The 24,875-nt window shown below is 67.8% G+C and carries 20 protein-coding genes and 1 tRNA gene; 11 read left to right on the forward strand and 10 right to left on the reverse strand.

The genetic code is table 11. The annotated features are described in order from the left end of the window. The first annotated feature begins 4 nt into the window (after positions 1 to 4). A complete protein-coding gene (locus B9P64_RS05470) occupies positions 5 to 901 on the forward strand; it encodes a polysaccharide biosynthesis tyrosine autokinase (RefSeq protein ID WP_085315220.1) in 897 nt (298 codons plus the stop codon). 109 nt (positions 902 to 1,010) lie between these two features. Here the strand turns inward: B9P64_RS05470 and B9P64_RS05475 are convergent, their stop codons facing one another. The 9 genes from B9P64_RS05475 to B9P64_RS05515 all read right to left on the reverse strand — a co-directional run bounded on the left by B9P64_RS05475 (position 1,011) and on the right by B9P64_RS05515 (position 11,348). Then, entirely contained in the window at positions 1,011 to 2,348 is a 1,338-nt protein-coding gene (locus B9P64_RS05475) for a UDP-glucose dehydrogenase family protein (RefSeq protein ID WP_085315221.1), read from the reverse strand. 145 nt (positions 2,349 to 2,493) lie between these two features. Then, entirely contained in the window at positions 2,494 to 3,759 is a 1,266-nt protein-coding gene (locus B9P64_RS05480) for a lipopolysaccharide biosynthesis protein (RefSeq protein ID WP_085315222.1), read from the reverse strand. 34 nt (positions 3,760 to 3,793) lie between these two features. Beyond that, positions 3,794 to 4,756 carry a glycosyltransferase family 2 protein gene (locus B9P64_RS05485; RefSeq protein ID WP_085315223.1) on the reverse strand — a complete coding sequence of 321 codons (963 nt, stop codon included), beginning with the start codon at positions 4,754 to 4,756 and terminating at the stop codon, positions 3,794 to 3,796. A gap of 30 nt (positions 4,757 to 4,786) precedes the next feature. Continuing rightward, the gene (locus B9P64_RS05490) at positions 4,787 to 6,175 is read right to left on the reverse strand and encodes an O-antigen ligase family protein (protein WP_176256733.1); all 1,389 of its coding nucleotides are present in this window, start codon (positions 6,173 to 6,175) and stop codon (positions 4,787 to 4,789) included. Positions 6,176 to 6,653: 478 nt separating this feature from the next. Further along, positions 6,654 to 7,697: a glycosyltransferase family 2 protein gene (locus tag B9P64_RS05495; RefSeq protein WP_085315225.1), complete on the reverse strand. Its 1,044-nt coding sequence runs from the start codon at positions 7,695 to 7,697 to the stop codon at positions 6,654 to 6,656. A 44-nt stretch (positions 7,698 to 7,741) separates the two neighbouring features. After that, positions 7,742 to 8,464 (reverse strand): exosortase C-terminal domain/associated protein EpsI, encoded by a 723-nt coding sequence (locus B9P64_RS27220; RefSeq protein WP_085315226.1) that lies wholly within the window; start codon positions 8,462 to 8,464, stop codon positions 7,742 to 7,744. Next, a complete protein-coding gene (gene xrtB, locus B9P64_RS27225) occupies positions 8,461 to 9,348 on the reverse strand; it encodes an exosortase B (RefSeq protein WP_085315227.1) in 888 nt (295 codons plus the stop codon). Before xrtB ends, B9P64_RS27220 begins: the two co-directional genes overlap by 4 nt. A 117-nt stretch (positions 9,349 to 9,465) precedes the next feature. Continuing rightward, positions 9,466 to 10,680 carry a glycosyltransferase gene (locus tag B9P64_RS05510; protein ID WP_085315228.1) on the reverse strand — a complete coding sequence of 405 codons (1,215 nt, stop codon included), beginning with the start codon at positions 10,678 to 10,680 and terminating at the stop codon, positions 9,466 to 9,468. Next, positions 10,677 to 11,348, reverse strand: a complete 672-nt coding sequence (locus B9P64_RS05515; protein WP_217808647.1) for a sugar transferase — start codon at positions 11,346 to 11,348, stop codon at positions 10,677 to 10,679. Before B9P64_RS05515 ends, B9P64_RS05510 begins: the two co-directional genes overlap by 4 nt. Positions 11,349 to 11,929: 581 nt before the next feature. Between B9P64_RS05515 and B9P64_RS05520 the strand changes: the two genes are divergently transcribed. Both B9P64_RS05520 and B9P64_RS05525 read left to right on the forward strand, forming a co-directional pair. Beyond that, positions 11,930 to 13,504, forward strand: a complete 1,575-nt coding sequence (locus B9P64_RS05520; RefSeq protein ID WP_085315230.1) for an acetyl-CoA hydrolase/transferase family protein — start codon at positions 11,930 to 11,932, stop codon at positions 13,502 to 13,504. A 2-nt stretch (positions 13,505 to 13,506) separates the two neighbouring features. Continuing rightward, positions 13,507 to 13,992, forward strand: coding sequence for a glutathione peroxidase (locus B9P64_RS05525; protein ID WP_085315231.1), 486 nt, complete (start codon positions 13,507 to 13,509; stop codon positions 13,990 to 13,992). A 7-nt stretch (positions 13,993 to 13,999) separates the two neighbouring features. Here the strand turns inward: B9P64_RS05525 and B9P64_RS05530 are convergent, their stop codons facing one another. Further along, a complete protein-coding gene (locus B9P64_RS05530; protein ID WP_085315232.1) occupies positions 14,000 to 15,400 on the reverse strand; it encodes a diguanylate cyclase domain-containing protein in 1,401 nt (466 codons plus the stop codon). A 265-nt stretch (positions 15,401 to 15,665) separates the two neighbouring features. Between B9P64_RS05530 and B9P64_RS05535 the strand changes: the two genes are divergently transcribed. The 8 genes from B9P64_RS05535 (at position 15,666) to B9P64_RS05570 (ending at position 24,875) form a co-directional block, all read left to right on the forward strand. Then, positions 15,666 to 16,076 carry a hypothetical protein gene (locus B9P64_RS05535; RefSeq protein WP_085315233.1) on the forward strand — a complete coding sequence of 137 codons (411 nt, stop codon included), beginning with the start codon at positions 15,666 to 15,668 and terminating at the stop codon, positions 16,074 to 16,076. Between the two features lie 154 nt (positions 16,077 to 16,230). Next, entirely contained in the window at positions 16,231 to 17,649 is a 1,419-nt protein-coding gene (locus B9P64_RS05540; protein ID WP_085315234.1) for a TolC family protein, read from the forward strand. A 2-nt stretch (positions 17,650 to 17,651) separates the two neighbouring features. Beyond that, positions 17,652 to 18,809, forward strand: a complete 1,158-nt coding sequence (locus B9P64_RS05545; protein WP_217808649.1) for an efflux RND transporter periplasmic adaptor subunit — start codon at positions 17,652 to 17,654, stop codon at positions 18,807 to 18,809. Beyond that, positions 18,806 to 21,940 (forward strand): efflux RND transporter permease subunit, encoded by a 3,135-nt coding sequence (locus B9P64_RS05550; protein ID WP_085315236.1) that lies wholly within the window; start codon positions 18,806 to 18,808, stop codon positions 21,938 to 21,940. Before B9P64_RS05545 ends, B9P64_RS05550 begins: the two co-directional genes overlap by 4 nt. A 10-nt stretch (positions 21,941 to 21,950) precedes the next feature. Next, positions 21,951 to 22,271 carry a P-II family nitrogen regulator gene (locus tag B9P64_RS05555; RefSeq protein WP_085315237.1) on the forward strand — a complete coding sequence of 107 codons (321 nt, stop codon included), beginning with the start codon at positions 21,951 to 21,953 and terminating at the stop codon, positions 22,269 to 22,271. An 83-nt stretch (positions 22,272 to 22,354) separates the two neighbouring features. Then, positions 22,355 to 22,428 (forward strand) — tRNA-Gly (locus tag B9P64_RS05560). 69 nt (positions 22,429 to 22,497) lie between these two features. Continuing rightward, positions 22,498 to 22,704, forward strand: a complete 207-nt coding sequence (thiS, locus tag B9P64_RS05565) for a sulfur carrier protein ThiS (protein ID WP_085315238.1) — start codon at positions 22,498 to 22,500, stop codon at positions 22,702 to 22,704. Next, positions 22,704 to 24,875 carry an alkaline phosphatase family protein gene (locus tag B9P64_RS05570; RefSeq protein ID WP_085315239.1) on the forward strand — a complete coding sequence of 724 codons (2,172 nt, stop codon included), beginning with the start codon at positions 22,704 to 22,706 and terminating at the stop codon, positions 24,873 to 24,875. The genes thiS and B9P64_RS05570 overlap by 1 nt, the downstream gene beginning before the upstream one ends.

A 24,875-nucleotide genomic window follows, 5' to 3' on the forward strand; every position in this document is an offset into this window, starting at 1 on the left:
CGCCATGGATTTCTTCGCCACCGTTGCCGAAACCCCACCCCTGGCCGATCTCGTCGAGGAGGCGCGCGGCGCGCCCATCGGCCAGATCCTGCGCCGTGTGCGACCGCTGTCCGACGATCAGGTCGAGCAGATCCTGCGGCACCAGCGCGATCACGGCACCCGCTTCGGCGAATCGGCCGTCGCGCTCGACTTCGCCACCGGCGACGAAGTGCTGTGGGCCTTGTCGCAGCAGTTCCACTATCCCTATCTGCCCAAGGCGCGCTGGTCGGCCGGCACCGAACTCGTCACCGCCACCGACCCGTTCGGCGACGTGGCCGAATCCTTCCGCGACCTGCGCAGCCGGCTGATGATGAATGCCACGCCCGAGGACGCACGCCGCGCCATCGCGGTGGTGAGCCGAGATTCGGGCGACGGCAAGACCTTCTTCGCGGCCAATCTCGCGGTGGCCTTCAGCCAGCTCGGCGCGCGCACCCTGCTCATCGATGCCGACCTGCGCAAGCCGCGCCTGCATGAGGTGTTCGACCTCGGCGAGCACAAGACCGGCCTGAGCAATGCGCTGCTGACCGGCCGGCTCGATACCGACGCGGTACATCAAGCCGAGGAGCTGCCCAGCCTGTTCGTGCTGCCGGTCGGCACCGAGCCGCCCAATCCGCTCGAACTGGTGCAGCGGCCGGCCTTCGGTCTGCTGCTGAGCAAGCTGCTCGCGCGCTTCGACCATGTGATCGTCGACACGCCGGCGGCGGTGTATGGCGCCGATGCGCGCGTGATCGCGGCCAAGTGCGGCTCGGCGCTCGCCATTGCCCGCAAAGGCCGCACCCGGGTCGCGCCGCTCCAGTCCTTTCTGGCGCTGCTCGGCAAGTCGCCGGCCCGCATGCTCGGCGTGGTGATGAACGAGTACTGACGCCACCCCCACGCAAAAAGGGGCGACCGGTGTTGGCCGGTCGCCCCTTTTTATTGCGAGCCGCGCGGGCGGCCCGTCGCCGAGACCGGCTCACGCCGGCCTCGGCACATCAGTTGCGGCCGATCGAGTGATATTCGAGGCCAGAGGCGCGCACCAGCGCCGGCTCGTACAGGTTGCGACCGTCGAAGACGATCTTGTCCTTCAGCGCGGCGGCCAGGCCGTCGAAGTCGGGCGAGCGGAATTCCTTCCACTCGGTGACGATGACCAGACCGTTCGCATCTTCGAGTGCGGCATTGGCGCTGTCGGTGAAGGTAAGGCCGGGCAGCGTGTTGCCTTCCACGTCGACCAGGACGCGCCTGGCTTCGTCGATCGAGACCGGGTCATAGGCCTTGACCGAGGCGCCGCGCTTGAGCAGCTCGGCGATGATGACGCGGCTCGACGCCTCGCGCATGTCGTCGGTGTTGGGCTTGAAGGCCAGGCCCCACAGCGCAAAGGTCTTGCCCGACAGGTTCTCGCCGTAGCGCTTCACCAGCTTCTCGACCAGCACCAGCTTCTGCTCGTCGTTTACCTGCTCGACGGCATTGAGCAGCGTGGCCGGCAGGCCGTTCTCGGCCGAGGTGCGCACCAGCGCCTTCACGTCCTTGGGGAAGCAGCTGCCGCCGTAGCCGGCACCGGCGTACAGGAAGCTGGTGCCGATGCGCGGATCGGAGCCGATGCCCACGCGCACCAGTTCGATGTCGGCGCCGAGGCGCTCGGCCAGCCGCGACAGCTCGTTCATGAACGAGATGCGCGTGGCCAGCATCGCGTTGGCCGCGTACTTGGTGAATTCGGCGCTGCGCACATCCATGACGAGCAGGCGTTCGCGGTTGCGCGTGAACGGCTGATACAGCGCGCGCAGCAGCAGCACGGCGCGCTCGTCGTCCACGCCGACCACCACGCGGTCGGGCCGCATGAAGTCGTTGACGGCGGCGCCCTCCTTCAGGAACTCGGGATTCGACGCGACCGAGAACTCGAGCTCCACGCCACGCGCGGCCAGCTCGTCGGCGATGGCGGCCTTGACCTTGTCGGCGGTACCGACCGGCACCGTGCTCTTGTCGATGATGACCTTGTAGTCGGTCATCAGCCGGCCGATGTTGCGCGCGGCGGCCAGCACGTATTGCAGGTCGGCCGAGCCGTCCTCGTCGGGCGGCGTGCCCACGGCGATGAATTGCAGCGTGCCGTGCGCGACCGAATGCGCGATGTCGGTCGTGAATTCGAGGCGGCCGGCAGCGACATTGCGCTGCACGACTTCCTTCAGCCCCGGTTCATGGATGGGGATGCCGCCCGTGTTGAGGATTTCGATCTTGCGCGCATCCACGTCCAGACAAAGAACGTGGTTGCCCATTTCGGCCAGGCAGGCGCCGGTCACCAGACCGACATACCCCGTACCAATCACTGTGACTTTCATTGGAGCCTCTCAATAAGCCAGAAAAACATGAGCGCCACGCGAGTGGGCATTCAATCGCGGCAGCCGTCATGGGCTGCCGTCCGTGCGAACTGTCTCCTCCGGTGGACCGGCCGTTCGCGCGCCCGGTCCCCGCCTCGCATCCGGTTCAGCGGCGCCGGCGCCACTGCACGAACGCGGTCAGCCAGAGCGCCACGGCAACCGCGCCATGTCCGGCGATGAACGCCCAGACCAGACCGTCGATGCCGCCAAGCCGGGCGCCGAACACCATCAGAAAGCCGAAACCCACGGCCGACACGCCATAGATGACGGCGCGCAGGCTTTGCATGCCAGCGCCCGTGAGCGCATCGGCGGCCGGGTACTGGAGCGCGATGAAGGGCATCGCGATCGCGAGCCGGCCGGCCGTATCGGTAGCGCCAGCAAACACCTTGCCGAGCACCGTCGGCGCCAGCATGGCGGCCAGCGCCACGCCGGCGCCCGAGACCGCGCCGACCAGTGCCAGCGCCGGCGCCGTCTTGACCGCAAAGGCCAGACTGGCGCCGATGCCCTGCGCGCCCTTCTGGAAGAACTTGGGGTAGAGGATCCGCGTCACGACCTGGATCGGGAACAGCCCGAGCTGGAGGATGCGCGACGCCGCGCCATAGGCGCCGAGAGCTGCCTCGTCGGCGAAGCGTGCGAGCACCACCCGGTCCATGTTGGACTGGGAAGCGCGCGCGGTCTGGTTGACGCAGAACGCCGCGCCCGAGCCCGCTTCCTCGCCGAGTCTTTCCCAGCGCGGCCCGCCATAGCAGCGGATGCCGACCGCGATGCAGATGGCGGTCGCCGCCAGCGATTGCGCCAGCACCGCCAGAATCCATTCGTCGAGATCGTGCAGGTCGGCCACGAAGAAGAAGCCGAACGCCAGCGCCAGCCGCACGCAGACCACCGACACCCGCAGCCAGCCGGCACGCGCGGTATCGCCATGCGCCACCATCACCAGCTCAAGCGAGGTGGAGATGCGCGCGACGAGCACCTCGGCCAGCAACGCGAGCGCCAGCGACAGCGGCGACATGTCGAGCTGCATCGGCCCGAGCGCCAGCAGCAGGCCGCCACCGATCACGAGCGGCAGCGTGAGCGCGATGAGGAACAGCATCTTCGCGAAGTAGCGGCCGAAGCTCGCGCGGTCGCGCGCCACCGCGCGCACCACCAGATCGCCACCGCCCAGCCCGACCAGCTCAACCGCGATGCCGACGATGGCCAGCACCGCCGTGTAGCGACCGAACTGCTCGATGCCCAGGCCGCGCGCGGTCAGCGCGAAGGTGACGAACTGGAGCCCGAGCGCGCCCATGGTCGGCACCATCGTGGTGACGAAGGTGACGAGACGGAAGCGCCGCTCGAGCTCGCTCAGCAGCGACGGGCGGACGACCGCAGTCATGCGCTCGCCCCGGTACGGACGCGCTGCGGGCAGTTCATCGGCAGACCTTCTCGCCCGGCTGCTGCGGCCGCGCGTATTCCACGAACACGTCGCCGAAATGCGAGGCGAAGCGGCCACGCACCTTGTCGAACTCCAGCAGCCAGCCCAGCGCGCGCGAATCGGGCTCGCGGTTGTAGAGCGGATAGAACAGCAGTCGCACCGTCAGCCCGAGCGACTTGAGGAAGGCGCGCCCCTTGCCGTAATCGAGCGTTTCCCAGCGCGCGGCGTGATTGCCAACGCGAAAGCGGCGCTGCCGCAGCCACTTGAGCGACGCGCGCGAGACCGGGACTTCTTCATAGATGAAAGCCTCGTCCGACCAAGCCATCGGATGACCACGGAAGAACAGCTTGCGGAAGAACACGGTGTCACCGCCGCCCGACAAGCCGAAGGCCTCGTCGAAGAAGGGGCGCGGCTCGTCACGCAGCTTGTCCATGTCGAGCAGGAAATTGCAGGTGCAGAAAACGAAAGGCTTGCCGTTCAACTTTTGCTTGTCGACCGACCAGTAGCGCGCCCATTTGCGCAGCTGCTGCGCCGAATCGGGAAAGACCGGCCGCACCGGGCCGCCAACGACCACCGCCTTCTGTTCCTCGCTGGTCCGAAGCAATTGCGCGAGCCAATCGGGCGACGGCCATTCATCGTCGTCGATCATCGCCAGATAACGCACACCGAGCGCATCGGTTTCGGCAAACACTGCATTGCGTGCCGCCGAAATGCCCGGCTGTTTTTCGATGCGATAACGCGATTCGATTCCCGTATTGCGCGAGAACTCGGCGACCGCCTCACCCACGCTCGGATCGCTTCCATCATTGTCGACGACGATCACGATCGGCGGCGCCGGCAATGCCTTGGCCGCGATCGCGATGTGATCGAGCAATCGGATCATGCCCTCCTTGCGCTTGTAGGTGCAAAAGCCAATGCCCAAGCCCGAGAGAGGGGTCAAATTCTTTCCAGCTTCCATGCTTTTCTCCAGACCCGGTATTCGGCGTCATCAAATTCGGTTGCTATCGGTTGCAGCATCAATGCCGCCGCATTCGGCAATACGTCCTGAGTGCGCGCGACCGGCCTGATTGACCGCCATCGAATACGTCAACACCAGGCAATAGCCGCCGATACCGGCATTGAAGATCTCATGGGTTTCAACGATACCGACGATCATCATGAGAAAGCCAATGCCAGCACTGGTGAATCCGGTACGCGACTGATAAATCAGCGGCGCCACGAATACGAGATAACCAAGCGTGGACACATAGATGAACAGGCCTATCACGCCCGAATCACCCAGTGCCCCAAGATACATGTTGTGCGGCGTCAGAATGCCACCCAGACTTGCCAGACGCGCCGCCAGAATTACCGTAAATGGCGAAAGTCCGGTGAATGCGCCTGGCCCGCTGCCAATCCACGGACTGCGCAACATGCTTTCGAGATACATCGCCCAGATATCGGTGCGCCCGGTCAAGCTTGGATCACGCCCGAGCGCCTCCAGCACGATCGGCATCAATACCTGGCTTGCAATCGCCGAAAAAATGAATGTCAGCACCAGAATCACGAATGCGAGCGGCGCGGAAACACGGCGCGCGAGACGCGGCAGCAGCAGCCGATAGCCCACGCCCGACAGCGCCACCACCAGCGCGCCCTTGGATCCAGATGCCAGCACGCAAATGGCACTGCCCAGAATCAGGCAGATGGCCAATCGCCGACATTCCGCTCCGTACAAACCCACTGCGATGACGAGTGCGATAGAACCAAACCAACCAAATCCGTTCTTCCCTGCGAATACGCCTCGCCAAACTCGTGCGTCACGATCCGCCTGCATACCGATATTGGGAAATACCAAAGCCATGAGTACAGAGGCACCGACAATCAGCATGCATCCGATAAGCAGACTGCGGACGGCGGCGCTCTCGGACAAGCCAGCACCGAGCGTGGCTGCCGCAATCAACATTACTACCCAGAGAAAATACAGTCGGAAAGACGACATTGGATCGAAACCGACCAGGGCTGCGATGAAACCCACGGTCGCCAGCGCACCCATTGGCTTGAGCGAAGCGGTAACTCGCTCGGATGAAAACTGCGAAAGCTCCCGACCAATTGCCATCAACAGACAAACCCAGGTCAGATAATTGAACGGAGCACCGCCTGGCTTGGTAAGTTGAATATTCTCGGCGCCGCCGAAACCTTCTTGCGCTGGATAAATCCAGGCGCCGCTGTACAAGATCAGCAACATGCACAGCAGAATTCTCAATGGCCACTCGGCGCTGGCGGCGGAAAGCGCAGGTGCAATCCCGGATATCGACGCGGGAGATTGAGTCGGATGCGCAATTTGGCCGATGTCGTTCCCGACATATCGCCGATTACTGAACGGAATCGTTCCAAGCATATGCATATCCACCGTCGATTTGAGATCTCGCGCGCTGGGCTATTTCATCGCCCAACATGACTCCCAGCTTGCCGAAGTCCCTAACCCGTCCAAGCCCCGTCGAATTCAGCCATTCAATATGGTTACGGCTTCAGCCCGCGCCGTAGCTCAGGCCGATTGACAGCAATCGATGTCAAGATTGCATACGGATCGCGATGACATCGCAAAACACTTGCCTTGCCAATTCGTCAAGCCATTCCTTCGCGCAGACCGCAGATCGTCAATGTCGCAGCGCGAGACGATTTCAGTGAATTGAAATCGTGCAACACAATCCAGCCACTGCCATTTCAATCACATTCCTCGGCCATTGGCGCAATGCTGTCGAATGTCGCCATGTCCGCAGGAAAGCCGGAAGGCAAACGGACCGCCGCTCCGCCGCCACTCGATGCACTGCGTCTCGGCGGACGCGGAGCATGACGATCCCGCCCCTGCAGGATCGTCATGCGCTGCTCCCTGACGCAGCACCGGCCGAAGCGGGCGCCAGCGGCTCGGCGGCCTCGACCGACCAGGGTTTTTCGCGCACGGTGATCATTCCGTTGAAGAAGCCCAGCGCCCAGGCGTTGTGCATGACGAAGGCGGCCGGCCCGGCCAGCAGGCCGCACAACGAACGGCGCGCCACGGCGATCCAGATCGAGGCCCAGAGCAGCGCGCCGAGATAGGCCACCGGCAGCACCAGCGTGGCCGGCTGCAATGGCGCCAGCGCCACGCCGGCAATGCACAGCGCCAGATTGGCCGGCACCGCAAGCTGGCGCGGCCGCCAGGAGCCCGGATGCCGCCGCACGGTGCGCGACCGGCCGCGGCCGTAGTTGAAGTACTGGCGCCAGAGCGCACGCAGCGTGGCACGCGGGTGGTAGGCGAGCCGGATGTCGGCATCGAGCCAGATCCGCGAACCGAGCGCGCGCTGGCGGCAGTCGAGCTCTGCATCCTCGTTGTGGGTGTAGGTCTCGTCATAGCCGCCCGCGCGCACGAAGGAATGCATGCGGAAGGCGGCGTGATGGCCGTGGTCGACGAAGCCGCTGCGGCGGCCGCCGCGATGCGCCGAGCCACCCGAGCCGACGACGGTATCGGACACCCAGGCCACCGCGCGCTGGACGCAGTTGTCGCCAGTGGAATCCATTGGCACGACGACCGCATCGGCGCCGCTGCGGTCGAGCGAATCGATCAGCTGGCGCAGGAAGCCGGCCGGGTAGATTGCATGCGCGTCGCAACGCACCAGCACTTCGGCGGCGCTGCCGTGCAGGCGCGCGGCGAGGTTGACGGCGGCGCTTTGCAGCCGTCGCGGGTTGTGCAGCAGGCGCAGCGCGGGGCGGCTGGCAGCAAGGCGGGCGACGATTTCCTGCGTGCCGTCGTTGCTGCCGCCGTCGGCGACGACGAGGTCGAGGCGCGCGCCCGCGGGCGGATCGGCAAGCAGGGAGTCGATCACGCCCTCGATGGTTCGCGCTTCGTTGAGCGTGGGAATCACGACGAGGATCGATCGCGTCATCGCAGAGTCGGCTGGTGTCATGGCGGTTTACCGGACTGGCTGGATCAGCGGAGCAGCAAGGGCCGGATGTCGGCCGAGCTGCCGGCGACGAGGTCGGCGAGAAAGGTTTCGAGTTGCGCCCAGGCCGCCTCGGCATCGCCCGGACTGGCGACGATTTGCGAAGCGCGCACGAGGACACCGTCGGGAACGCGGCCTTCGAGGCCGTCGGTGAAGATCTGCAACCTGGCATCCCAGGCGCGATCGCTGTACTGCGTGCCGGTACGCAGCCAGTACACGACCGCCTCAAGGCGGTCGGCGCGGCGCGCAAGCAGACGCCGGCCGACGACCGGCACGCCGCTCTCGGACACCAGCGCGAAGCTGGCCGGCGCAATGGCTTGCACCTCGAAGCCCTGCGAGCGGTAGCAGAGGTCGGGGCGGTGAATCTTCACCTCCTGCCGCTGCACCCGCGCATAGGCGATCGCGAGCATGACCACCGCACCGGCCTCGTTGCGGTAGTCGCGCATCACGACCTGGTCGTAGGGCTTGGTGTTGTCCTGACCGTCGCCGTCGCCGACGAGATCGAGACTGGCCTGGAATGCCGGCGACGGCACCACCACCCAGTCGCGCAGCCGGGTCGGCACGCCGGATTCGAGCGAGATGTCGAGGGCAGTCATCAGCTGGGTGGGCCGCAGCGCATCCGACAGCAGGGGCGCGCAGCCCATGGCCACCGCCAGCCCGAAGGCGAAGGCGAGCGGCACGCGCGGCAGGCCCGGCGCGAGCGCGCTCATCGGCCGACCGCCGTTCCGGCCAATCGCAGCAGCCGGTCGAACAGGCCCAGCACCAGCAGCGCGATGACGAACAGCAGGATGCCGGCGAAGTAGTGCACGAAGCCCTGCCCCGCCGCATCGCCAAAGTGATAGGTGACGAGCGCAAGCGTGACCACGCGCAGGGTGTTGGAGATGAACGAGACCGGCACGATCAGCACGGCGAGGCCGACATTGCGCAGTACCGACGGATGCCGCACCACGTTCAGATAGAACACGCCCACCGCCTCCAGCGTGAACAGCGAATTGAGGCCGGCACAGGCATCGGCGACCAGCAGCTGGAACGGCCCGATGGACAGGATCACGCCCTGGCGCGCCACCGGATAGCCGGCCCACCAGAGCAGCTGCTCGGCCAGCGTGGACACCCCGGTCTTCAGCGGCTGGGTAATGGCATCGACGAGCGCAGTCGGCAGCGGAATGACGAACAGCAGAAAGACCAGCGGAAACCAGAGCCGCCGCACGAAGCGCGGTCCGATGCAGGCCAGACCGATCCCGGCCAGCACCGGCAGCAGCGAGCCCACTTCCAGCATCAGCAGCGCCTGCGCCCGGCCGACGATGTAGAAGCCGAGCCCGACCAGCAGCAGCAAGCCGCCGCCGAGCAGACGCGGACGGTCGCCGCGCTGGGTTGCCGCCGCCAGCGCCGGGCCGAAGCCGCGCAGCAGCAGCCAGAGCGCGATGCCCAGCACCATCGGCCCATGACGATTGCTGTCCTGGGACCACATGGTTCGCGCCAGACCGGCCACGGTCGGCAGATACATCGCCAGCAGTCCGACGCCGAGCAGCAGCCAGGACAGCGAACTGCGCAGCCGGGGCAGGGCCTGCGTCGTCAGCGCGATCGGGATCGACATGGGACGCGAATCTCCGGTGCTTGAACGGGACGACATCAGCGCGCCCGACCAGCCATCGGCCGGACCGGCGGTCGCGCCCGGCCTTGCCGCAGCCTGGGCAGATGGCCGCAGGTCGGCTCAGGCCGGCACATGCGCGCGCTCCAGTTCTTCGGCGAGCGGCAGGCCGTAGAGGCGGCTGACGGCATCGCGGAATTCCGTCATGCGGAAGCGGCGGCGCGCCTCGTCGCGCGCCAGCCGTCCGAGCGAGATGCGCTGCTCCGGGTTCTCGACCAGATAGCCGACATAACGGAGCAATTCGTCGCGACTGTGCGAGATCAGCCCGGTCGAGCCATGGCGAATCAGATCGGCATTCGAAAACGAGAAATGGCTGACGCAGGCGCAACCGGCGGCCATGGCTGCCGCAAGATGAATCGGAAAGCCGTCCTCGGTATCGACCTGGACATAGACGGCGACGCTGGCCAGCCGATTTGCCAATGCCATGGCATCGGATTCGGCAATGATTTCCACACCGGCGGCCTTGAGTCGCGCACGCGAATCGCCGTCGAGATTGCCGAACCAGCGGAATTGAATCGGCGGATTTTCGCTGGCGAGAAAAATGGCCAGTCGGGTGAATCGATCGACTGCCTCGGGATCGATCGGCGTGCCGGAACTCGCGATGACCAGCGGAGAATTGCCGGAATTGCCGAGCGATTCGTCGATTCGCTGCACGGTGAAATAGGCATCGTCCACCGCCGCTTCCAGCAGATTGGTGTCGAGTCCGGTGGATCGGCGCAGCCAGTGCGCCTCGTGCGGAACGGTTGCGACCGGCACCGGCGCCGCCACGCCCGACAGCCGCATCACGGCACGCGTGAGCAACAGACCGAGACCGCGCCAGGTCGTGACCGCGCGCGAGCCGTGCGGCGAGTAAAAGACTTGGCCGCGATGCACATCGCGACCGAGCAGGAAGGCGCTCACGAGACAGGGCATGAAACCGTGCAGATGGATCGCGGTGAAGCGCCACTCGGCCAGCAGCGATTGCAGGGCGCCGCGCAAGGCGAGCCAGCCGCGCAGCGTCGATTGCCCGGGCACCTGCACCAGTTGCACGCCGGCCGGCAGCGCGGCGCGCAGCTGGCTGCGCTCGTCGTCGCGGAACATCAGCACCACCTGGGTGACACCGAGCGCATCGAGCGCGCGGCAAGCCGATCCCAGATAGGCGAAGGCGCGTTCATCCACCCGCCCGGCGACATGCAGCACGACCGGTATCCCGCTGCCGCTCGCGGCGCTCACAGGCTTGAGGGCGGCGGCGGACTGGGCCGTGGCGCCGCGGGCGGCGAGCGAATTGCCAGCAGTCATCGAGCACCATCGCCGGTGACGAGGACGACGGCCGTGCGCAGCAGGATCTTCAGATCGAACCAGACGCCACAGTTCTCGACGTAATGCTTGTCGAGCTCGACCCGCTCTTCATAGGTGGTGTTGTTGCGGCCGCTCACCTGCCACAGCCCGGTGATGCCCGGCGTGACCGACAGATAGTGGAAGCGGGCGCGGCCATAGCGATGCAGTTCCTGCGCCGTGACCGGGCGCGGACCGACCAGGGCCATGTCGCCAACGATCACGTTCACCAGTTGCGGCAGCTCGTCGAGGCTGGTCTTGCGCAGGAACTGGCCGATGCGCGTGATGCGCGGATCGTTCATGAGCTTCTGGTCGCGCGCCCATTCCTCGCGCGCCGCGGGGTCGCGTGCCAGCAACTCCTGGAGCACCCGTTCCGCATCGGGAACCATGGTGCGGAATTTGAGGCAGCGAAACATCCGGCCATCGCGCCCAACCCGGAAATGGCCGAAAAAGATCGGGCCCTTTTCGAAAGCCATCAGCACGGTGAGCAGCAGAAATATCGGGCTGATGCAAATGAAGATCAATGCAGCGGCAATTCGATGGAGCATGGCCTGTGCGAAAGCATCGGGGCCAGATTTCGGCGGGGCGGAAAGTCGAAATCGTGAAACGGACGACGCGAGTACAGCGGTCATGGGGGCTCCTTCGGACGGTGAACCTGCGGCATCGGCCAGGATGCAAACCAGCCACGGGCAGTCGACGGACAACGGCACGACTCGCAACTTGAATTGCCGCATTTCATGGCAACCGGCACTGTCAATCCGGGAACTGAAATGATTCGGCGAAATCTCACATTACCGAGTGAGCCGCCATCGCTAATCAGGACATGCGGTCAAGTGGATTTTTCCATGAGCGATATCCGGATTGATACGCCCCCCAAGGCGCTCGCACATCGAAAATGTGAGTCATGTCATGCCCTGCCGGCGATGACTTGCGGCGCCGCAGCAAGTCAGTTGGTACCAACCGGGTTTCCGCACGCCCGTAATGACTCACCCCTAAGAAGATGACCGATTCATAATCCACATCATGAAAACCGGTGGGTACTCACACGGCAAATCCGGTACTCGCGGCAGCTTGCGGAAGGGCTCCGACGGTGCTTGGGCGAGGGTCCCAGCCACAACGTTTTTGCATGCCGTCAGCGATGCGTCAGTTCCCAGGATCATTTGACGGGGCTTGTTTCCCCTTGAATCCGAATCCCGCCGGAACCCAATTCGCCATGTCCACCGCTTCCCGAGTTCTCAATTCCGCCTTGCAAAGCAAGATCATGTCGGCCGAAGAAGCCGCCGCTCTCATTCCGTCCGGCGTGAATGTCGGCATGAGCGGTTTCACCGGGGCGGGCTATCCCAAGCAGGTGCCGGCCGCGCTGGCCAAGCGGATCATGGATTCGAACCTGAACGGCCAGAAGTTCAAGATCGGCGTGTGGACCGGCGCCTCGACCGCGCCGGAACTCGATGGCGCGCTGGCCATGGTGGACGGCGTGGAAATGCGCCTGCCCTACCAGTCGGACCCGATCTGCCGCAAGCGCATCAATGCCGGCGAGATGGAATACATCGACATCCATCTGTCGCATGTGGCGCAGTCGGTCTGGTTCGGCTTTCTGGGCAAGCTCGACTGGGCGGTCGTTGAAGTCACGGGCGTTACCGAGGAGGGTTACCTCATCCCGGCCTCGTCGATCGGCAACAACAAGACCTGGCTCGACTGCGCCGACAAGGTGATCCTGGAAGTGAATTCCTGGCAGCACCCGGCGCTGGAGGGCATGCACGACATCTATTACGGCACCCAGCTGCCGCCGCATCGCAAGCCGATTCCGCTGGTGCGGCCGGATGACCGGATCGGCGAGGCGTATCTGAAGGTCGATCCGTCGAAGATCGTGGCGATCGTCGAGACGCATCAGAAGGATCGCAACTCGGCCTTCTCGGCGCCCGATCTGGCGTCACGCCAGATTGCCGGCCACATCCTCGAATTTTTCGAGCATGAAGTGAGCAAGGGCCGACTGCCGCGCGAGCTGCTGCCGCTGCAATCGGGCGTGGGCAACATCGCCAATGCGGTGATGGGCGGGCTCAACGACGGCCCGTTCAACGACCTGACCGCGTACACCGAAGTGCTGCAGGACGGCATGCTCGACATGCTGCGCTCGGGCAAGCTGGCCAGCGCATCGGCGACGGCGCTGTCGCTGAGCCCGGCGGCGCTCGACGACATGTACGCCAACATCGAGGACTACCGCCGCCGCATCGTGCTGCGGCCGCAGGAAATCTCGAACCATCCCGAGCTGATCCGCCGCCTCGGCGTGCTGGCGATGAACGGGATGATCGAGGCCGACATCTACGGCAACGTGAACAGCACCCATGTGATGGGCACGCAGATCATGAACGGCATCGGCGGCTCGGGCGACTTTGCGCGCAACGCCTACATCTCGATCTTCATGACGCCGTCGACGGCCAAGGGCGGCGACATCTCCTGCATCGTGCCGATGGTGTCGCACACCGACCATACCGAGCACGACGTGCAGGTGATCGTGACGGAGCAAGGGCTGGCCGACCTGCGCGGCCTGTCGCCCAAGCAGCGCGCCAAGGTGGTCATCGAGAACTGCGCCCATCCCGACTTCAAGCCGGCGCTCAAGGACTATTATCGCCGCGCCTACGGTCAGGCCGCCGGACGCCACACGCCGCATCTGCTAGAAGAAGCGCTCAGCTGGCATCTTCGCTATCTGCGCAGCGGCCACATGCCGCGCGACACCGCCGACGAGCTTCGCGAGCGCATCGGCGGCGCTTCCTCGCTCGCCCGGGTTTGACCATGACCTTGCCCTCCGACATCGAACTGCGCCGCATCGACGGCAGCACGACCACCACCGGCGAATTCGCCGGCAAGGTGCTGCTCATCGTCAACACCGCGAGCCGCTGCGGCTTCACGCCGCAGTACGCCGGCCTCCAGGCGCTGCATGCGGCCTATGCCGGGCGCGGTCTGGTGGTGATGGGGTTTCCGTGCAACCAGTTCGGCCAGCAGGAACCCGGCGACGCGACCGCGATCGCCGACTTCTGCGAGACCAAGTTCAGTGTCGGCTTCCCGATGTTCGACAAGATCGAGGTGAACGGCGAGCGCGCGCATCCGCTGTTCCGCCATCTCAAGTCGGCGGCGCCCGGGCTGCTCGGCAGCGAGGCGATCAAGTGGAACTTCACCAAGTTCCTGGTCGGGCGCGACGGCAAGGTGGTGTCGCGGCATGCGCCGACCAGTTCGCCAGAATCGCTGACGCAGGAAATCGAAGCGCTGCTGGCGGCCTGAACCGGCGTCAGTCGGCCAGCTCGGCGCACAGCCCGCCGGCCGACTTGGCGCGGTAGAGCGCGCGGTCGGCGCGGTCGAACAGCGCCACCAGCGTCTCGCCGCCAGCCGGAAACACCGCCACGCCAATGCTGGCGCCGACCTGGGCGCTGGCGCTGTCGCCGGCCGGCAAGGGCTCGGCCAGCGCCTCGATGGCGGCGCGCGCCACCTCGGCCGCCGCCGCGCCGCCGTCCACTTCGGGCAGGACCAGCGCGAACTCGTCGCCGCCGAAGCGCGCCACGGTGTCGCCCGACCGCGCCACCTGAGCCAGCCGCTGGCCCACCTGCCGCAGCAATTCGTCGCCACCGCGATGGCCGAGCCGGTCGTTGACCGCCTTGAAACCGTCGAGATCGATCAGCAGCAGCGCGCCATGCCGGCCACGCCGCCGCGCCAGCGCCACCGCCTGCGCCAGCCGATCCTCGAACAGCCGGCGATTGGGCAGCCCGGTCACGCGGTCGAGCGTGGCCAGTGCCACCACTCGCCGATGCCCGACCGCCAACCGCCAGGTGAGCAGGCCGACCAGCAGCGCCATGCCATGCGCCAGCGCCAGCAGCGCGCCCGGCAGCTCGGTGCGATGCGCCCAGCCGCCGGTGGGGCGCGCGGCCAGCTGCCAGCTGCCGCCGCCGGGCAGCGGATAGTCGATCAGCGCCGGGCCGTCGCCGAACACCTCGGCCGGGCCGGCGAACACCGGGCCGGTCGCGCCCGCGCCGTCGATGCCGCGCAGCGCCACCTCGAAATCGCCGGTGCCGGCGCGCGTGATCACCTCGGAAAACAGCAGGTCGGCATTGATCGCGAGCGACACGATGCCCCAGTAGGCCGGGCTCGCCGCGCCGTCGGCCGTGCCGCGAAACACCGGCGTGCGGCTGACCAGCCCGAGCCCGCCCTGGACCAGATGCAGCGGTCCCGCCACCACGGTGCGGCGGGTCTGCACCGCGCGCAGCACGGCGTCGCGCTGCTCGGGCCGGTCGCGGTAGCGCAGCCCGATCGCCGCCTCGTTGCCGGCCAGCGGATAGACCTGAGCAATCACGTCGCCGGGCGCCAGCGCCACATTGCGGATGTAGGCGCTGCTCGCCACCAGCCGCTGCGCCACCAGCGCGAACTCGGCCTCGTCGATGCCGCCGCGCACCGCCACCACCGCGCCCAGCGTCTCGGGAATGGCCAGCACATTGCGCAGCTGACGGTCGAGCTGGTCGCGCACGCGAAACAGCGCCGCATCGGTCTCGGCATGGCGCTCGATCGCCAGCCGGTCGCGCGCCATGCGAGCCACGCCGGCCACCAGCGCCGATGCCAGCAGCGCCGCCATGAGTCCGGCCAGCGCCGGCATCGCGGCATGGCGCAACAGGCGTTCCAGCGGTGTGCTTGGCGAATTCATGGCGCGAAACAGCGGGCGGTGGCGGGGCGCCGATTGTGCGCGAGGCCGCCGATACGCCCTCCGAGCCGCCTCCCGATGGTGCAAATACCGTGCAAATACGCACGCATTTCGGGGTTTGTCAGGCTTGCGCCTTCATTTGCGATCACTTGCATAGTCAATTTAGAAAGCTCGATGAAACCATCGGTTTCACCTGCCGAGGCCTGTCCAACCTATGGTTCGGCCCACGCTTGCCAGCATTGGCAGCGATCTTGCTCAGCCATCCTGCATGCCGCTCCGCTTCCCCTTCAGCACTGCCTTGCTTGCCTGCCTCGCCGTACCGGCGCGACTGGCCGGCAAGTCGCGTCGCGGGCTGATGGCGGCAATCTGGGCGCTGGTGCTGGCACTGACGGTCTTCACCGTCGATCACCCGGCGCTGGCCGAGGATTTCGAGGAAGAGGTCGAGACGGCGCTGGCGCTGGGCGAGTTCGCCAACCCTGACGACGCCGGCACGCGGCTGTCGCCCAGCCCGGGCGGCGTGCCGGTGGTGCCGCAGGCGCCCGGCGAGCTGCCCGACATGGATCTGACGCTGCCGTCGCTGTCCGTGCTGCCGACCGGCCGTCACGCCCCGCCCGCTCCGCCCACGCTCGCGGTGCCGGAGCCCGCCACCGCACCGCTGCTGCGCCCACCCATCGGCTGAGGCCGCAGCCCAGGCGCGCCGCCGCGGCGCGCCATTCCGCCGCGCCGGCCGCAGGTCAGGCGCGGCACAGCAGCACCGCGCCGGATGCCATTCCGGAATGCGCGCGTGCCGCCCCGGATCCGATCCACTGCACCACCCTCCAACGAGAACCAAGATGCCTCGCGCCCCAACGCGCCTGTTGCGCACTGCGCTCGCCTGCCTGATCGGCGGGCTGTTGGCCAGCAGCGCAGCGGCCCAGTCCGCCGCCGATTCCGTCCCGCCCCGGTCGCCCGACGCCGCCGTGCCGGCCGCCCCGCCGCCACTGCATACCATCGCCCCGGGCTCCGCCGCCGCGCTCGCGGGCCTGGGCGATCCGCTGCTGGCCCAGGGTCGCAGCGCCGCCGAGCCCGCGCCCGCCACCGCGCGCTATTCGCTGCGCCAGTTGGTGGAGCTGGCGCGCGGCGCCAATCCGGCGCTGATCGCCGAACGCACCCGCATCGACGCCGCCGAAGCCGGGCTGACCGGCGCGCGCGCCTTCCCCAATCCGCAGATCGAGGCGCTGACCGGCCGCCAGGTGGCGCGCCAGCCCGGCGCGGTCGACGGCCGCAGCAGCAGCTATTCGCTGAGCCAGCCGCTCGAATATCCGTCGCAGCGCGGCGCCCGCATCGGTGCCGCCGAGGCTGCGCTCGACAGCTCGCGCGCCGGCGTGGGCGCGGTCACGCTCGACTTCGTCGCACTGGTCAAGCTGCGCTACTACGACGTGCTGCGGCGCGACGCCGAGCTGCGCAATGCGCGCGAGGACTTCGCGCTGGCCGACCAGATCCGCTCGCGCGTGGAAGTGCGCGTGAAGACCGGCGAGTCGCCCAAGTACGAACAGATCCGCGCCGAGGCCGAATGGCTCAACGCGCTGCGCGCCACCCAGGCCGCCACCCTGCGCGTGCAGCAGGCCAAGGCCGAGCTGCGCCGCGCGGTCGGGCCGGCGCTGCCGCAGAACTTCGACCTCGAAGGCGACATCGACACGCCGCTCGCCGAGGGCAGCGAACCGCCGTCGCCCGAGCGCATCCGCGCCCAGCTGCTCGACAGCCATCCCGAGCTGGTCGCGGCGCGCGCCGCGCTGCGCAGCGCCGAGGCGCGCGTGGACTACGAACGCAGCCTGCGCCTGCCCGGCCTTTCGCTGCGCGGCAACGTGGCACGCGCGCCCGACATCGCCACCAACCAGCTCGGCCTGTCCGTGAGCATTCCGCTGTTCGACCGCCGCGACGGCCCGATCGCCGCGGCGCAGTCGGAGGTGGCGCGCGCCCGCGCCGCCCTCGCCGCTCGCGAGCTGGAACTGGACCAGGCGCTGCAAGTGGCCTGGCAGCAATGGCGCATCGCCACCGGACAGGTCAGCGCCTACGAGGCCGGCATCGTGCGTCAGGCCGAAGCGGCGCTGCGCGTGGCCGAGGCCGCCTACCGCTACGGCGAGCGCGGAATCCTCGAATACCTCGATGCCCAGCGCGCCTACCGGCTGGCGCGCAATGAACTCAGCGCCGCGCGCTACGACGTGCGCGCCGCCCTCGTCGAACTCGAACGCCTTCAGGCCCGCAGCGAATGAACATGAATCCGCGCCACCTCTTTACCGCCACCCTGCTTGCCCTCGCCCTCGCCGGCTGCGGCAAGACCGAGGAAAGCCCGGCCGACAGCGCCGCCACCCAGGCGCCGGCCGATCCCAATCTGGTGACCGCGCCGCCGACGCTGGCCGGCCAGCTCAAGACCGCGCCGGTCGCCACCGCGCCGGTAAGCGAGCCGCTGCGCGTGGTCGGCCGCATCGACTTCGACGAACAACGCGTGGCGCGCATCGGCGCCAACGTCACCGGCCGCGTCACCGAGCTGATGGCGCTGCCCGGCCAGCAGGTGCAGGCCGGCGCGGTACTCGCGCAGCTCAACAGCGCCGAACTCGGCACGGCCCAGCTCGCGCTGCTCAAGGCCCGCGCCCAGCGTGAACTCGCCGGCAAGGCCGTGGAGCGCGCCAAGCTGCTGCTGGCCGCCGACGTGATCGGCTCGGCCGAGCTGCAACGGCGCGAGAACGAACTCGGCGTGGCGGCGGTGGAAGAACGCGCCGCCGCCGATGCGCTGCGCGTGATGGGCGTGTCGGCCGGCGCGATTGCGCATACCGCCAGCACCGGCGCCATCACCTCGGTGTCGTCCATCGTCAGCACCGTGACCGGCGTGGTGGTCGAGCGCAAGGTGAACAAGGGTCAGGTCGTGCAGCCGGCAGAGGCGCTGTTCACCGTCGCCGACCTGTCGCGCGTGTGGGTCATCGCGCAGGTGCCCGAGGTGCAGATCGGCCGCGTGCAAGCCGGCCAGACCGTGCGCATCGAGGTGCCGTCGAACGGCGTCGAGCCCATCGTCGGCAAGATCACCTGGGTCGCCGACATCGTGAATCCCGAGACGCGCACCGTCATGGTCCGCACCGAGGTCGACAATCCCAAGCGCCATCTGCGCCCGGCGATGCTGGCCAATCTGGTGATCGAGCCGCTGCCGATCGACCGCCTCGTCGTGCCGGCCTCGGCCGTGGTGCGCGAGGACAACGACGACCGCGTGTTCGTGCGCACCGAGGGCGACCGCTACCGGCTCACGCCCGTCAAGCTCGGCGAGGAAATCGGCGGCGTGCGCATCGTGCAGTCGGGCCTGAGCGGCGGCGAGACCATCGTCACCGACGGCGCCTTCCATCTCAACAACGAGCGCAAGCGCGCCGAGATGGAGGGGCAATGATCGAGTCGCTGATTCGCGGGGCGCTGGCGCAGCGCCTCATCGTGCTGGTGGTCTCGGTCATCCTGCTGGCCTTCGGGCTGAATGCGGCGCGCAAGCTTTCGCTCGACGCCTTCCCCGACGTGACCAATGTGCAGGTGCAGATCGCCACCGAGGCGCCCGGCCGCTCGCCCGAGGAGGTGGAGCGCTTTGCCACCGTGCCGATCGAGATCGCGATGACCGGCCTGCCCGGCCTGGTCGAGCTGCGTTCGCTCAACAAGCCGGGGCTGTCGCTCATCACGCTGGTGTTCACCGAAGCCACCGACGTGTACTTCGCGCGCCAGCTGGTGATGGAGCGGCTGATCGAGGTGTCGGGACGGCTGCCGGCCGGCATCGCGCCGGTGCTCGGGCCCGTGTCCACCGGCCTCGGCGAGGTCTACCAGTACACGCTCGACCGGCCCGATGACGGCGACCGCGAGCTGACGGTGGAAGAACTCACCGAGCGCCGCACCGTGCAGGACTGGGTCGTGCGGCCGCTGCTGCGTTCCATCTCGGGCGTCGCCGAGATCAACTCGCAAGGCGGCTACGAGAAGCAGTACCAGGTGCTCGTCGCGCCCGACAAGCTGCGCTACTACGGCCTGACCATCCAGCAGGTGTTCCAGGCGCTGGCCAGCAACAACGCCAACTCGGGCGGTGGCGTGCTGCCGCATTACGCCGAGCAGTACCTGATCCGCGGCGTCGGCCTGGTGCAAAGCCTCGACGACATTCGCGGCATCGTGCTGAAGGAATCGCAGGGCACGCCGGTCTACATCCGCGACGTGGCCGAGGTGCAGATCGGCACCGCCGTGCGCGTCGGCTCGGTGGTGAAGAACGGCGTGACCGAATCGGTCGGCGGCGTGGTGATGATGATGCGGGCCGGCAATGCCAAGGAGGTGGTGGCGCGCATCAAGGCCCGCGTGGCCGAGATCAACGACGGCGGCATGCTGCCCGGCGGGCTGCGCATCGAGCCCTACTACGACCGCTCCGAGCTGGTGGATTCGGCCGTGATGACGGTGGTGAAGGTGCTGATGGAAGGCGTGGTGCTGGTGGTGGTGGTGCTGCTGCTGTTCCTCGGCGACATCCGCTCGTCGCTGATCGTGGTGGCCACGCTGATCCTCACGCCGCTGCTCACCTTCATGGCCATGAACCATTTCGGCATCTCGGCCAACCTCATGTCGCTCGGCGGGCTGGCGATCGCCATCGGCCTGATGGTCGACGGCTCGGTGGTGGTGGTGGAAAACGCCTTCGCGCATCTGGCCCGGCCCAACGAGGGCGAGTCGCGCATCCGCGTGATCTTCAATGCGGTGAAGGAAGTGGCGACGCCGGTCATCTTCGGCGTGGGCGTCATCATTCTGGTGTTCCTGCCGCTCATGACGCTGGAGGGCATGGAAGGCAAGATGTTCGCGCCGCTGGCTTTCACCATCGCGCTGGCGCTGTTCTTCTCGCTGGTGCTGTCGCTCACGCTGTCGCCGGTGCTGTCGAGCTATCTGCTCAAGGTGAAGCAGCTGCACCATGAACCCGGCTATGTGGAGACCGGCGACGAGCACGACACCTGGCTGATCCGCAAGATCAAGAAGCCCTATGTCGCGCTGCTGAACTGGTCGATGGCGAATGCCAAGAAGACCGTGGTGATCGCGCTTGCAACGCTGGTCGGCACGGCGTCGCTGCTGCCCTTTCTGGGCAGCGCCTTCATCCCCGAGATGAAGGAAGGCTCGGTCGTGCCCGGCATCAACCGCGTGCCCAACATCAGCCTCGAAGAGTCCATCAAGATGGAAATGGAGGCGATGCGGCTGGTGATGCAGGTGCCCGGCGTGAAGAGCGCGGTGTCGGGCGTGGGCCGGGGCGAATCGCCGGCCGATCCGCAGGCGCAGAACGAGTCGACGCCCATCGTCTCGCTCAAGCCGCGCGACGAATGGCCCGAGGGCTGGACGCAGGACACCATCACCGAGGAAATGCGCAAGAAGCTCGCCGTGCTGCCCGGCGTGCAGATCGTGATGGCCCAGCCGATCTCCGACCGCGTCGACGAAATGGTGACCGGCGTGCGCGCCGACATCGCCGTCAAGATCTTTGGCGACGATCTGCAAACCCTCAAGACCAAGGCCGACGAGATCGCCAAGGTGGCGCAGGGCATCCGCGGCGCGCAGGACTTGCGCGTGGAGCGCATCACCGGCCAGCAGTACTTGCAGATCGAGATCGACCGCCAGGCCATCGCGCGGCAAGGGCTCAACGCCAGCGATGTGCACGACGTGATCGAGATGGCCATCGGCGGCAAGGCGGCGACCGACATCTACGAGGGCGAACGGCGCTTCTCGGCCGTGGTGCGGCTGCCGGAAGACCAGCGCAACGACGTCGAGGCGATCCGCAAGCTCATCGTGAGCGCGCCGAACGGCGCCTATGTGCCGCTCGCCAGCATCGCGAAGATCGAAGTCACGGACGGCCCGGCGCAGATCAGCCGCGAGCTGGCCAAGCGCCGCGTGGTGGTCGGCATCAACGTGGCCGACCGCGACCTCGGCGGCTTCGTGGCCGAGCTTCAGCAGGCGGTGCAGGCCAAGGTCAAGCTGCCCGAGGGCTATTACCTGGAATGGGGCGGCCAGTTCCAGAACATGGAACGCGCGCTCGGCCACCTGAGCATCATCATTCCCATCACGGTGGCGGCGATCTTCTTCCTGCTGTTCCTGCTGTTCCGCTCGGTGAAGATGGCCTCGCTCATCATCCTGGTGCTGCCGTTCGCCTCGATGGGCGGGGTGATCGGGCTGTTCGTCACCGGCGAGTACCTGTCGGTGCCGGCGTCGGTGGGCTTCATCGCGCTGTGGGGCATTGCGGTGCTCAACGGCGTGGTGCTCGTCAGCTACATCCGCGGCCTGCGCGAGCAGGGCCGCAGCCTGATCGACGCGGTGAAGGACGGCGCGCGCATGCGCTTCCGCCCGGTGATGATGACCGCGACGGTGGCGATGCTGGGGCTCATCCCCTTCCTGTTCGCGACCGGGCCGGGCTCGGAAGTGCAGCGGCCGCTCGCCATCGTGGTGATCGGCGGGCTCATCACCTCCACCCTGCTCACGCTGGTCATGCTGCCCACCATCTACAAGTGGTTCGACGACACACCCGAGGCCGACTGAGGAAGCCGACATGAAGGAAATCAAGGCCGTTTTCGGACCGCAACGACTGGCCGGCGTGCGCGATGCGCTGCGCCGCGCGCCCGGCTATCCGGGCATGACCGTCATCAAGGCCGAGGGCCATGCCGCGCCCTCGGCGCAGGCCCGGCACAGCATCCGGGAGGAGCTGAAGGACTCGCTGCCGCGCGTGCGCATCGAGATCGTCGCGCCCGACGAGGTGGCCGAAGGGCTGTTCGACACCATCGTCGCGGTGGTATCGACCGGCTCGCCCGGCGACAGCGTGGTGTGGATCAGCGACGTGGAACGCGCGGCCTTCGTGCACAAGACGGTCTGACGCCCGCCGCCGACCGGCGCGCCAGCGGGTGCGCCGCGTCTGGCGGTATCATCTCGGCCTTTCGCGTCAGCGAAACCTGCCGAGCGGGTGTAGTTCAATGGCAGAACGGCAGCTTCCCAAGCTTCATACGAGGGTTCGATTCCCTTCACCCGCTCCACTCATTTGCGCGCCGGCACGCGGCCCTGCCCGGTGCTGAAGGCCGGTCGTGCCTCGCCACCCGTAGCTCATGACCGCGCTCGACATCCTCATCAACGGCGAATCCCAGCGTCTTGCCCCCTGCACCGTCGCGCAACTGCTGGCCGAGCGTGGCCTCGCGGGCAAGCGCGTCGCGGTCGAACGCAACGGCGAGATCGTGCCGCGCTCGCGCCACGCCGATACCGCGCTTGAATCCGGCGACCGCATCGAGATCGTGGTCGCCGTCGGCGGCGGCTGATGCGCCCGCCGCACCCCATCCGCGCCGGATTCCGTCTGCCGGCCGCGCTGCGGCCGCTGGCCGGCGCAGCGCTTGCGCTGCTGCTCGGCGCCTGCGCCGCGCCCGGCCCGGCGCCCGACGACAGCGACACGCCGGCCACGCCCGACCCGTCGTTCGCACCGCCGGCACCGCCTCCGGCGCCGCGCGACACCGGTCCGCGCCCGCCGGCCCAGGCGACGCGCACCATCGTCTTCGTCTGGGACGGCTTGCGGCCCGACGCCATCAATGCCGACGACGCGCCCAACCTGGTGGCGCTGCGCGATCGCGGCGTGTGGTTCGCCGACCATCACGCCACCTTCCCCACGCTGACGATGATCAACGCCGCCAGCCTGGCCACCGGCAGCTACCCGGCCGGCAACGGCTTCTGGGGCAACACGCTGTGGGCGCCGGGCGCGAGCGGCACCGATGCCGCCGGCCGGCCGATCGACTTCCGCCAGCCGGTGTTCACCGAGGACTGGGCCGTGCTCGACGCGCTCGACCGGGCCGCCAACGGCCGGCTGCTGCGCGTGCCGACGCTGTTCGAGATCGCCCAGCAGGCCGGCCTGCGCACCGCCGTGGTCGGCAAGTCGGGCCCGGCGTTCTTGCAGGACCGCAAGCGCGGCGGCATCGTCATCGACGAGAACGCGGTATTCCCGCTCGAACTGGCCGAGCAGCTGCGCCGCGCCGGCCTCGCGCTGCCGCGCAACACGCCCATCGCCCACGGCGGCCAGCCGGCGCTTTCGCCCGACAACGGCAATCCCACGGCGCAGGCGCCGGTCGTCACCGTCACGCAGCGCGGCGGCATCGCCTCGGCCGATCCGACCGACAGCTCCGGTCCGCGCGCCACCGAGGCCAACAAGGCGCTGCTCAAGCTCTATCTCGACCGCGTGCTCGGCGTGCGCGCGCCCGACCTGAGCCTGATCTGGCTGCGCGAGCCCGACAGCACCGAGCACAGCTACGGCCCCGGCAGCGCCAACGCCCGACTCGCGCTGCGCGCCCAGGACGAGCGGCTCGGCGAACTGCTGGCCAAGCTCGGCGAACTGGGCCTCGCCACGACCACCAATGTCATCGTCGTGTCCGACCACGGGCACAGCAGCGTGGCCGGCTCGCCGGCGCTGTTTCCGCCGCGCGCCATCGTCGGCGGCAAGCTTGACGGCATCGCTGCCGACGGCTGGCCGGTGTCGGGCGAGGCGCGCACCGCCGACCTCATCGCGCGGGCGCGCCTGGGCATCGCCGCCTTCGACGGCGCCGGCTGCATGACCTCGGCGATGGCCGGCCAGCGCCGCAACGGCTCCAATGTGTATCCGCTGCTGTTCGATGCGACCGGCGCGCTCTGCGGCCAGCCGCGCACGCCTTATCAAACGCGCAGCTACCGCGTGCCGGCCAGCCTGCCGCCCAATGCGGTGGTCATCGCGGCCAACGGCGGCGCCGAATACTTCTACGTGCCGAGCGGCGACAGCGCCCTGGTGCGCAAGCTCGCGAGCTTTCTGCAGACGCGCGAGGAATACGGCGCGCTGTTCGTCGCCGCGCGCCACGGCAAGCTGCCCGGCACGCTGCCGATGAGCGCGGTGCGGCTCGAAGCCGAGGGCGATGCCGCCAACGCAGATGGCAGCACCGCCACCGCGCCGCGCGGCACCCAGCCCGCGCTGCGCACACCCGACCTGGTCGCCAGCTTCGACTACGACGCCAGCGCCCGCGTCGGCAGCCTGCCCGGCAGCATCAACGCCAGCTTCTTCAACTCGCGCGGCATGCACGGCAGCTTCAGCCCGGTCGATGTGCACAACACGCTCGTCGCCGCCGGCCCGAGCTTTCGCGCCGGCACGGTGGTGCAGCAGCCGTCGGGCAATGTGGACGTGGCGCCGACCGTGGCCTGGCTGCTCGGCCTGCGCATGCCGCGCGCCGACGGCCGCGTGCTGTTCGAGGCGCTCGCCAGGCCGCCTTCGGGCGTGGGCGCGCCCGGCGTCACCGCCGGCACCCTCGCGCCGCCGCCGGCCACCGGCCTGCGCTTCGCGCTGCCCACCAGCGCCGACGGCGCCGACCTCGACCGCGCCAAGACCGGCCGCCATGAAACCGGCCTGAGCTACAAGGATCTGAAGCAGTCCGACGGCCGCGTGCTGCGCTACTTCGATCAGGCAAAGGTGCTGCGCAAATGA

It is taken from the genome of Derxia lacustris (assembly GCF_002105195.1).
Lineage (GTDB): Bacteria > Pseudomonadota > Gammaproteobacteria > Burkholderiales > Burkholderiaceae_E > Derxia > Derxia lacustris.

Excerpts from the sequence above, each read along its gene's own strand:
- B9P64_RS05470 (WP_085315220.1), top strand. The coding sequence starts at position 5 with ATGGATTTCTTCGCCACCGTTGCCGAAACCCCACCCCTGGCCGATCTC.
- B9P64_RS05475 (WP_085315221.1), bottom strand. The coding sequence starts at position 2,348 with ATGAAAGTCACAGTGATTGGTACGGGGTATGTCGGTCTGGTGACCGGC.
- B9P64_RS05480 (WP_085315222.1), bottom strand. The coding sequence starts at position 3,759 with ATGACTGCGGTCGTCCGCCCGTCGCTGCTGAGCGAGCTCGAGCGGCGC.
- B9P64_RS05485 (WP_085315223.1), bottom strand. The coding sequence starts at position 4,756 with ATGGAAGCTGGAAAGAATTTGACCCCTCTCTCGGGCTTGGGCATTGGC.
- B9P64_RS05490 (WP_176256733.1), bottom strand. The coding sequence starts at position 6,175 with ATGCTTGGAACGATTCCGTTCAGTAATCGGCGATATGTCGGGAACGAC.
- B9P64_RS05495 (WP_085315225.1), bottom strand. The coding sequence starts at position 7,697 with ATGACGCGATCGATCCTCGTCGTGATTCCCACGCTCAACGAAGCGCGA.
- B9P64_RS27220 (WP_085315226.1), bottom strand. The coding sequence starts at position 8,464 with ATGAGCGCGCTCGCGCCGGGCCTGCCGCGCGTGCCGCTCGCCTTCGCC.
- xrtB (WP_085315227.1), bottom strand. The coding sequence starts at position 9,348 with ATGTCGATCCCGATCGCGCTGACGACGCAGGCCCTGCCCCGGCTGCGC.
- B9P64_RS05510 (WP_085315228.1), bottom strand. The coding sequence starts at position 10,680 with ATGACTGCTGGCAATTCGCTCGCCGCCCGCGGCGCCACGGCCCAGTCC.
- B9P64_RS05515 (WP_217808647.1), bottom strand. The coding sequence starts at position 11,348 with ATGACCGCTGTACTCGCGTCGTCCGTTTCACGATTTCGACTTTCCGCC.
- B9P64_RS05520 (WP_085315230.1), top strand. The coding sequence starts at position 11,930 with ATGTCCACCGCTTCCCGAGTTCTCAATTCCGCCTTGCAAAGCAAGATC.
- B9P64_RS05525 (WP_085315231.1), top strand. The coding sequence starts at position 13,507 with ATGACCTTGCCCTCCGACATCGAACTGCGCCGCATCGACGGCAGCACG.
- B9P64_RS05530 (WP_085315232.1), bottom strand. The coding sequence starts at position 15,400 with ATGAATTCGCCAAGCACACCGCTGGAACGCCTGTTGCGCCATGCCGCG.
- B9P64_RS05535 (WP_085315233.1), top strand. The coding sequence starts at position 15,666 with ATGCCGCTCCGCTTCCCCTTCAGCACTGCCTTGCTTGCCTGCCTCGCC.
- B9P64_RS05540 (WP_085315234.1), top strand. The coding sequence starts at position 16,231 with ATGCCTCGCGCCCCAACGCGCCTGTTGCGCACTGCGCTCGCCTGCCTG.
- B9P64_RS05545 (WP_217808649.1), top strand. The coding sequence starts at position 17,652 with ATGAATCCGCGCCACCTCTTTACCGCCACCCTGCTTGCCCTCGCCCTC.
- B9P64_RS05550 (WP_085315236.1), top strand. The coding sequence starts at position 18,806 with ATGATCGAGTCGCTGATTCGCGGGGCGCTGGCGCAGCGCCTCATCGTG.
- B9P64_RS05555 (WP_085315237.1), top strand. The coding sequence starts at position 21,951 with ATGAAGGAAATCAAGGCCGTTTTCGGACCGCAACGACTGGCCGGCGTG.
- thiS (WP_085315238.1), top strand. The coding sequence starts at position 22,498 with ATGACCGCGCTCGACATCCTCATCAACGGCGAATCCCAGCGTCTTGCC.
- B9P64_RS05570 (WP_085315239.1), top strand. The coding sequence starts at position 22,704 with ATGCGCCCGCCGCACCCCATCCGCGCCGGATTCCGTCTGCCGGCCGCG.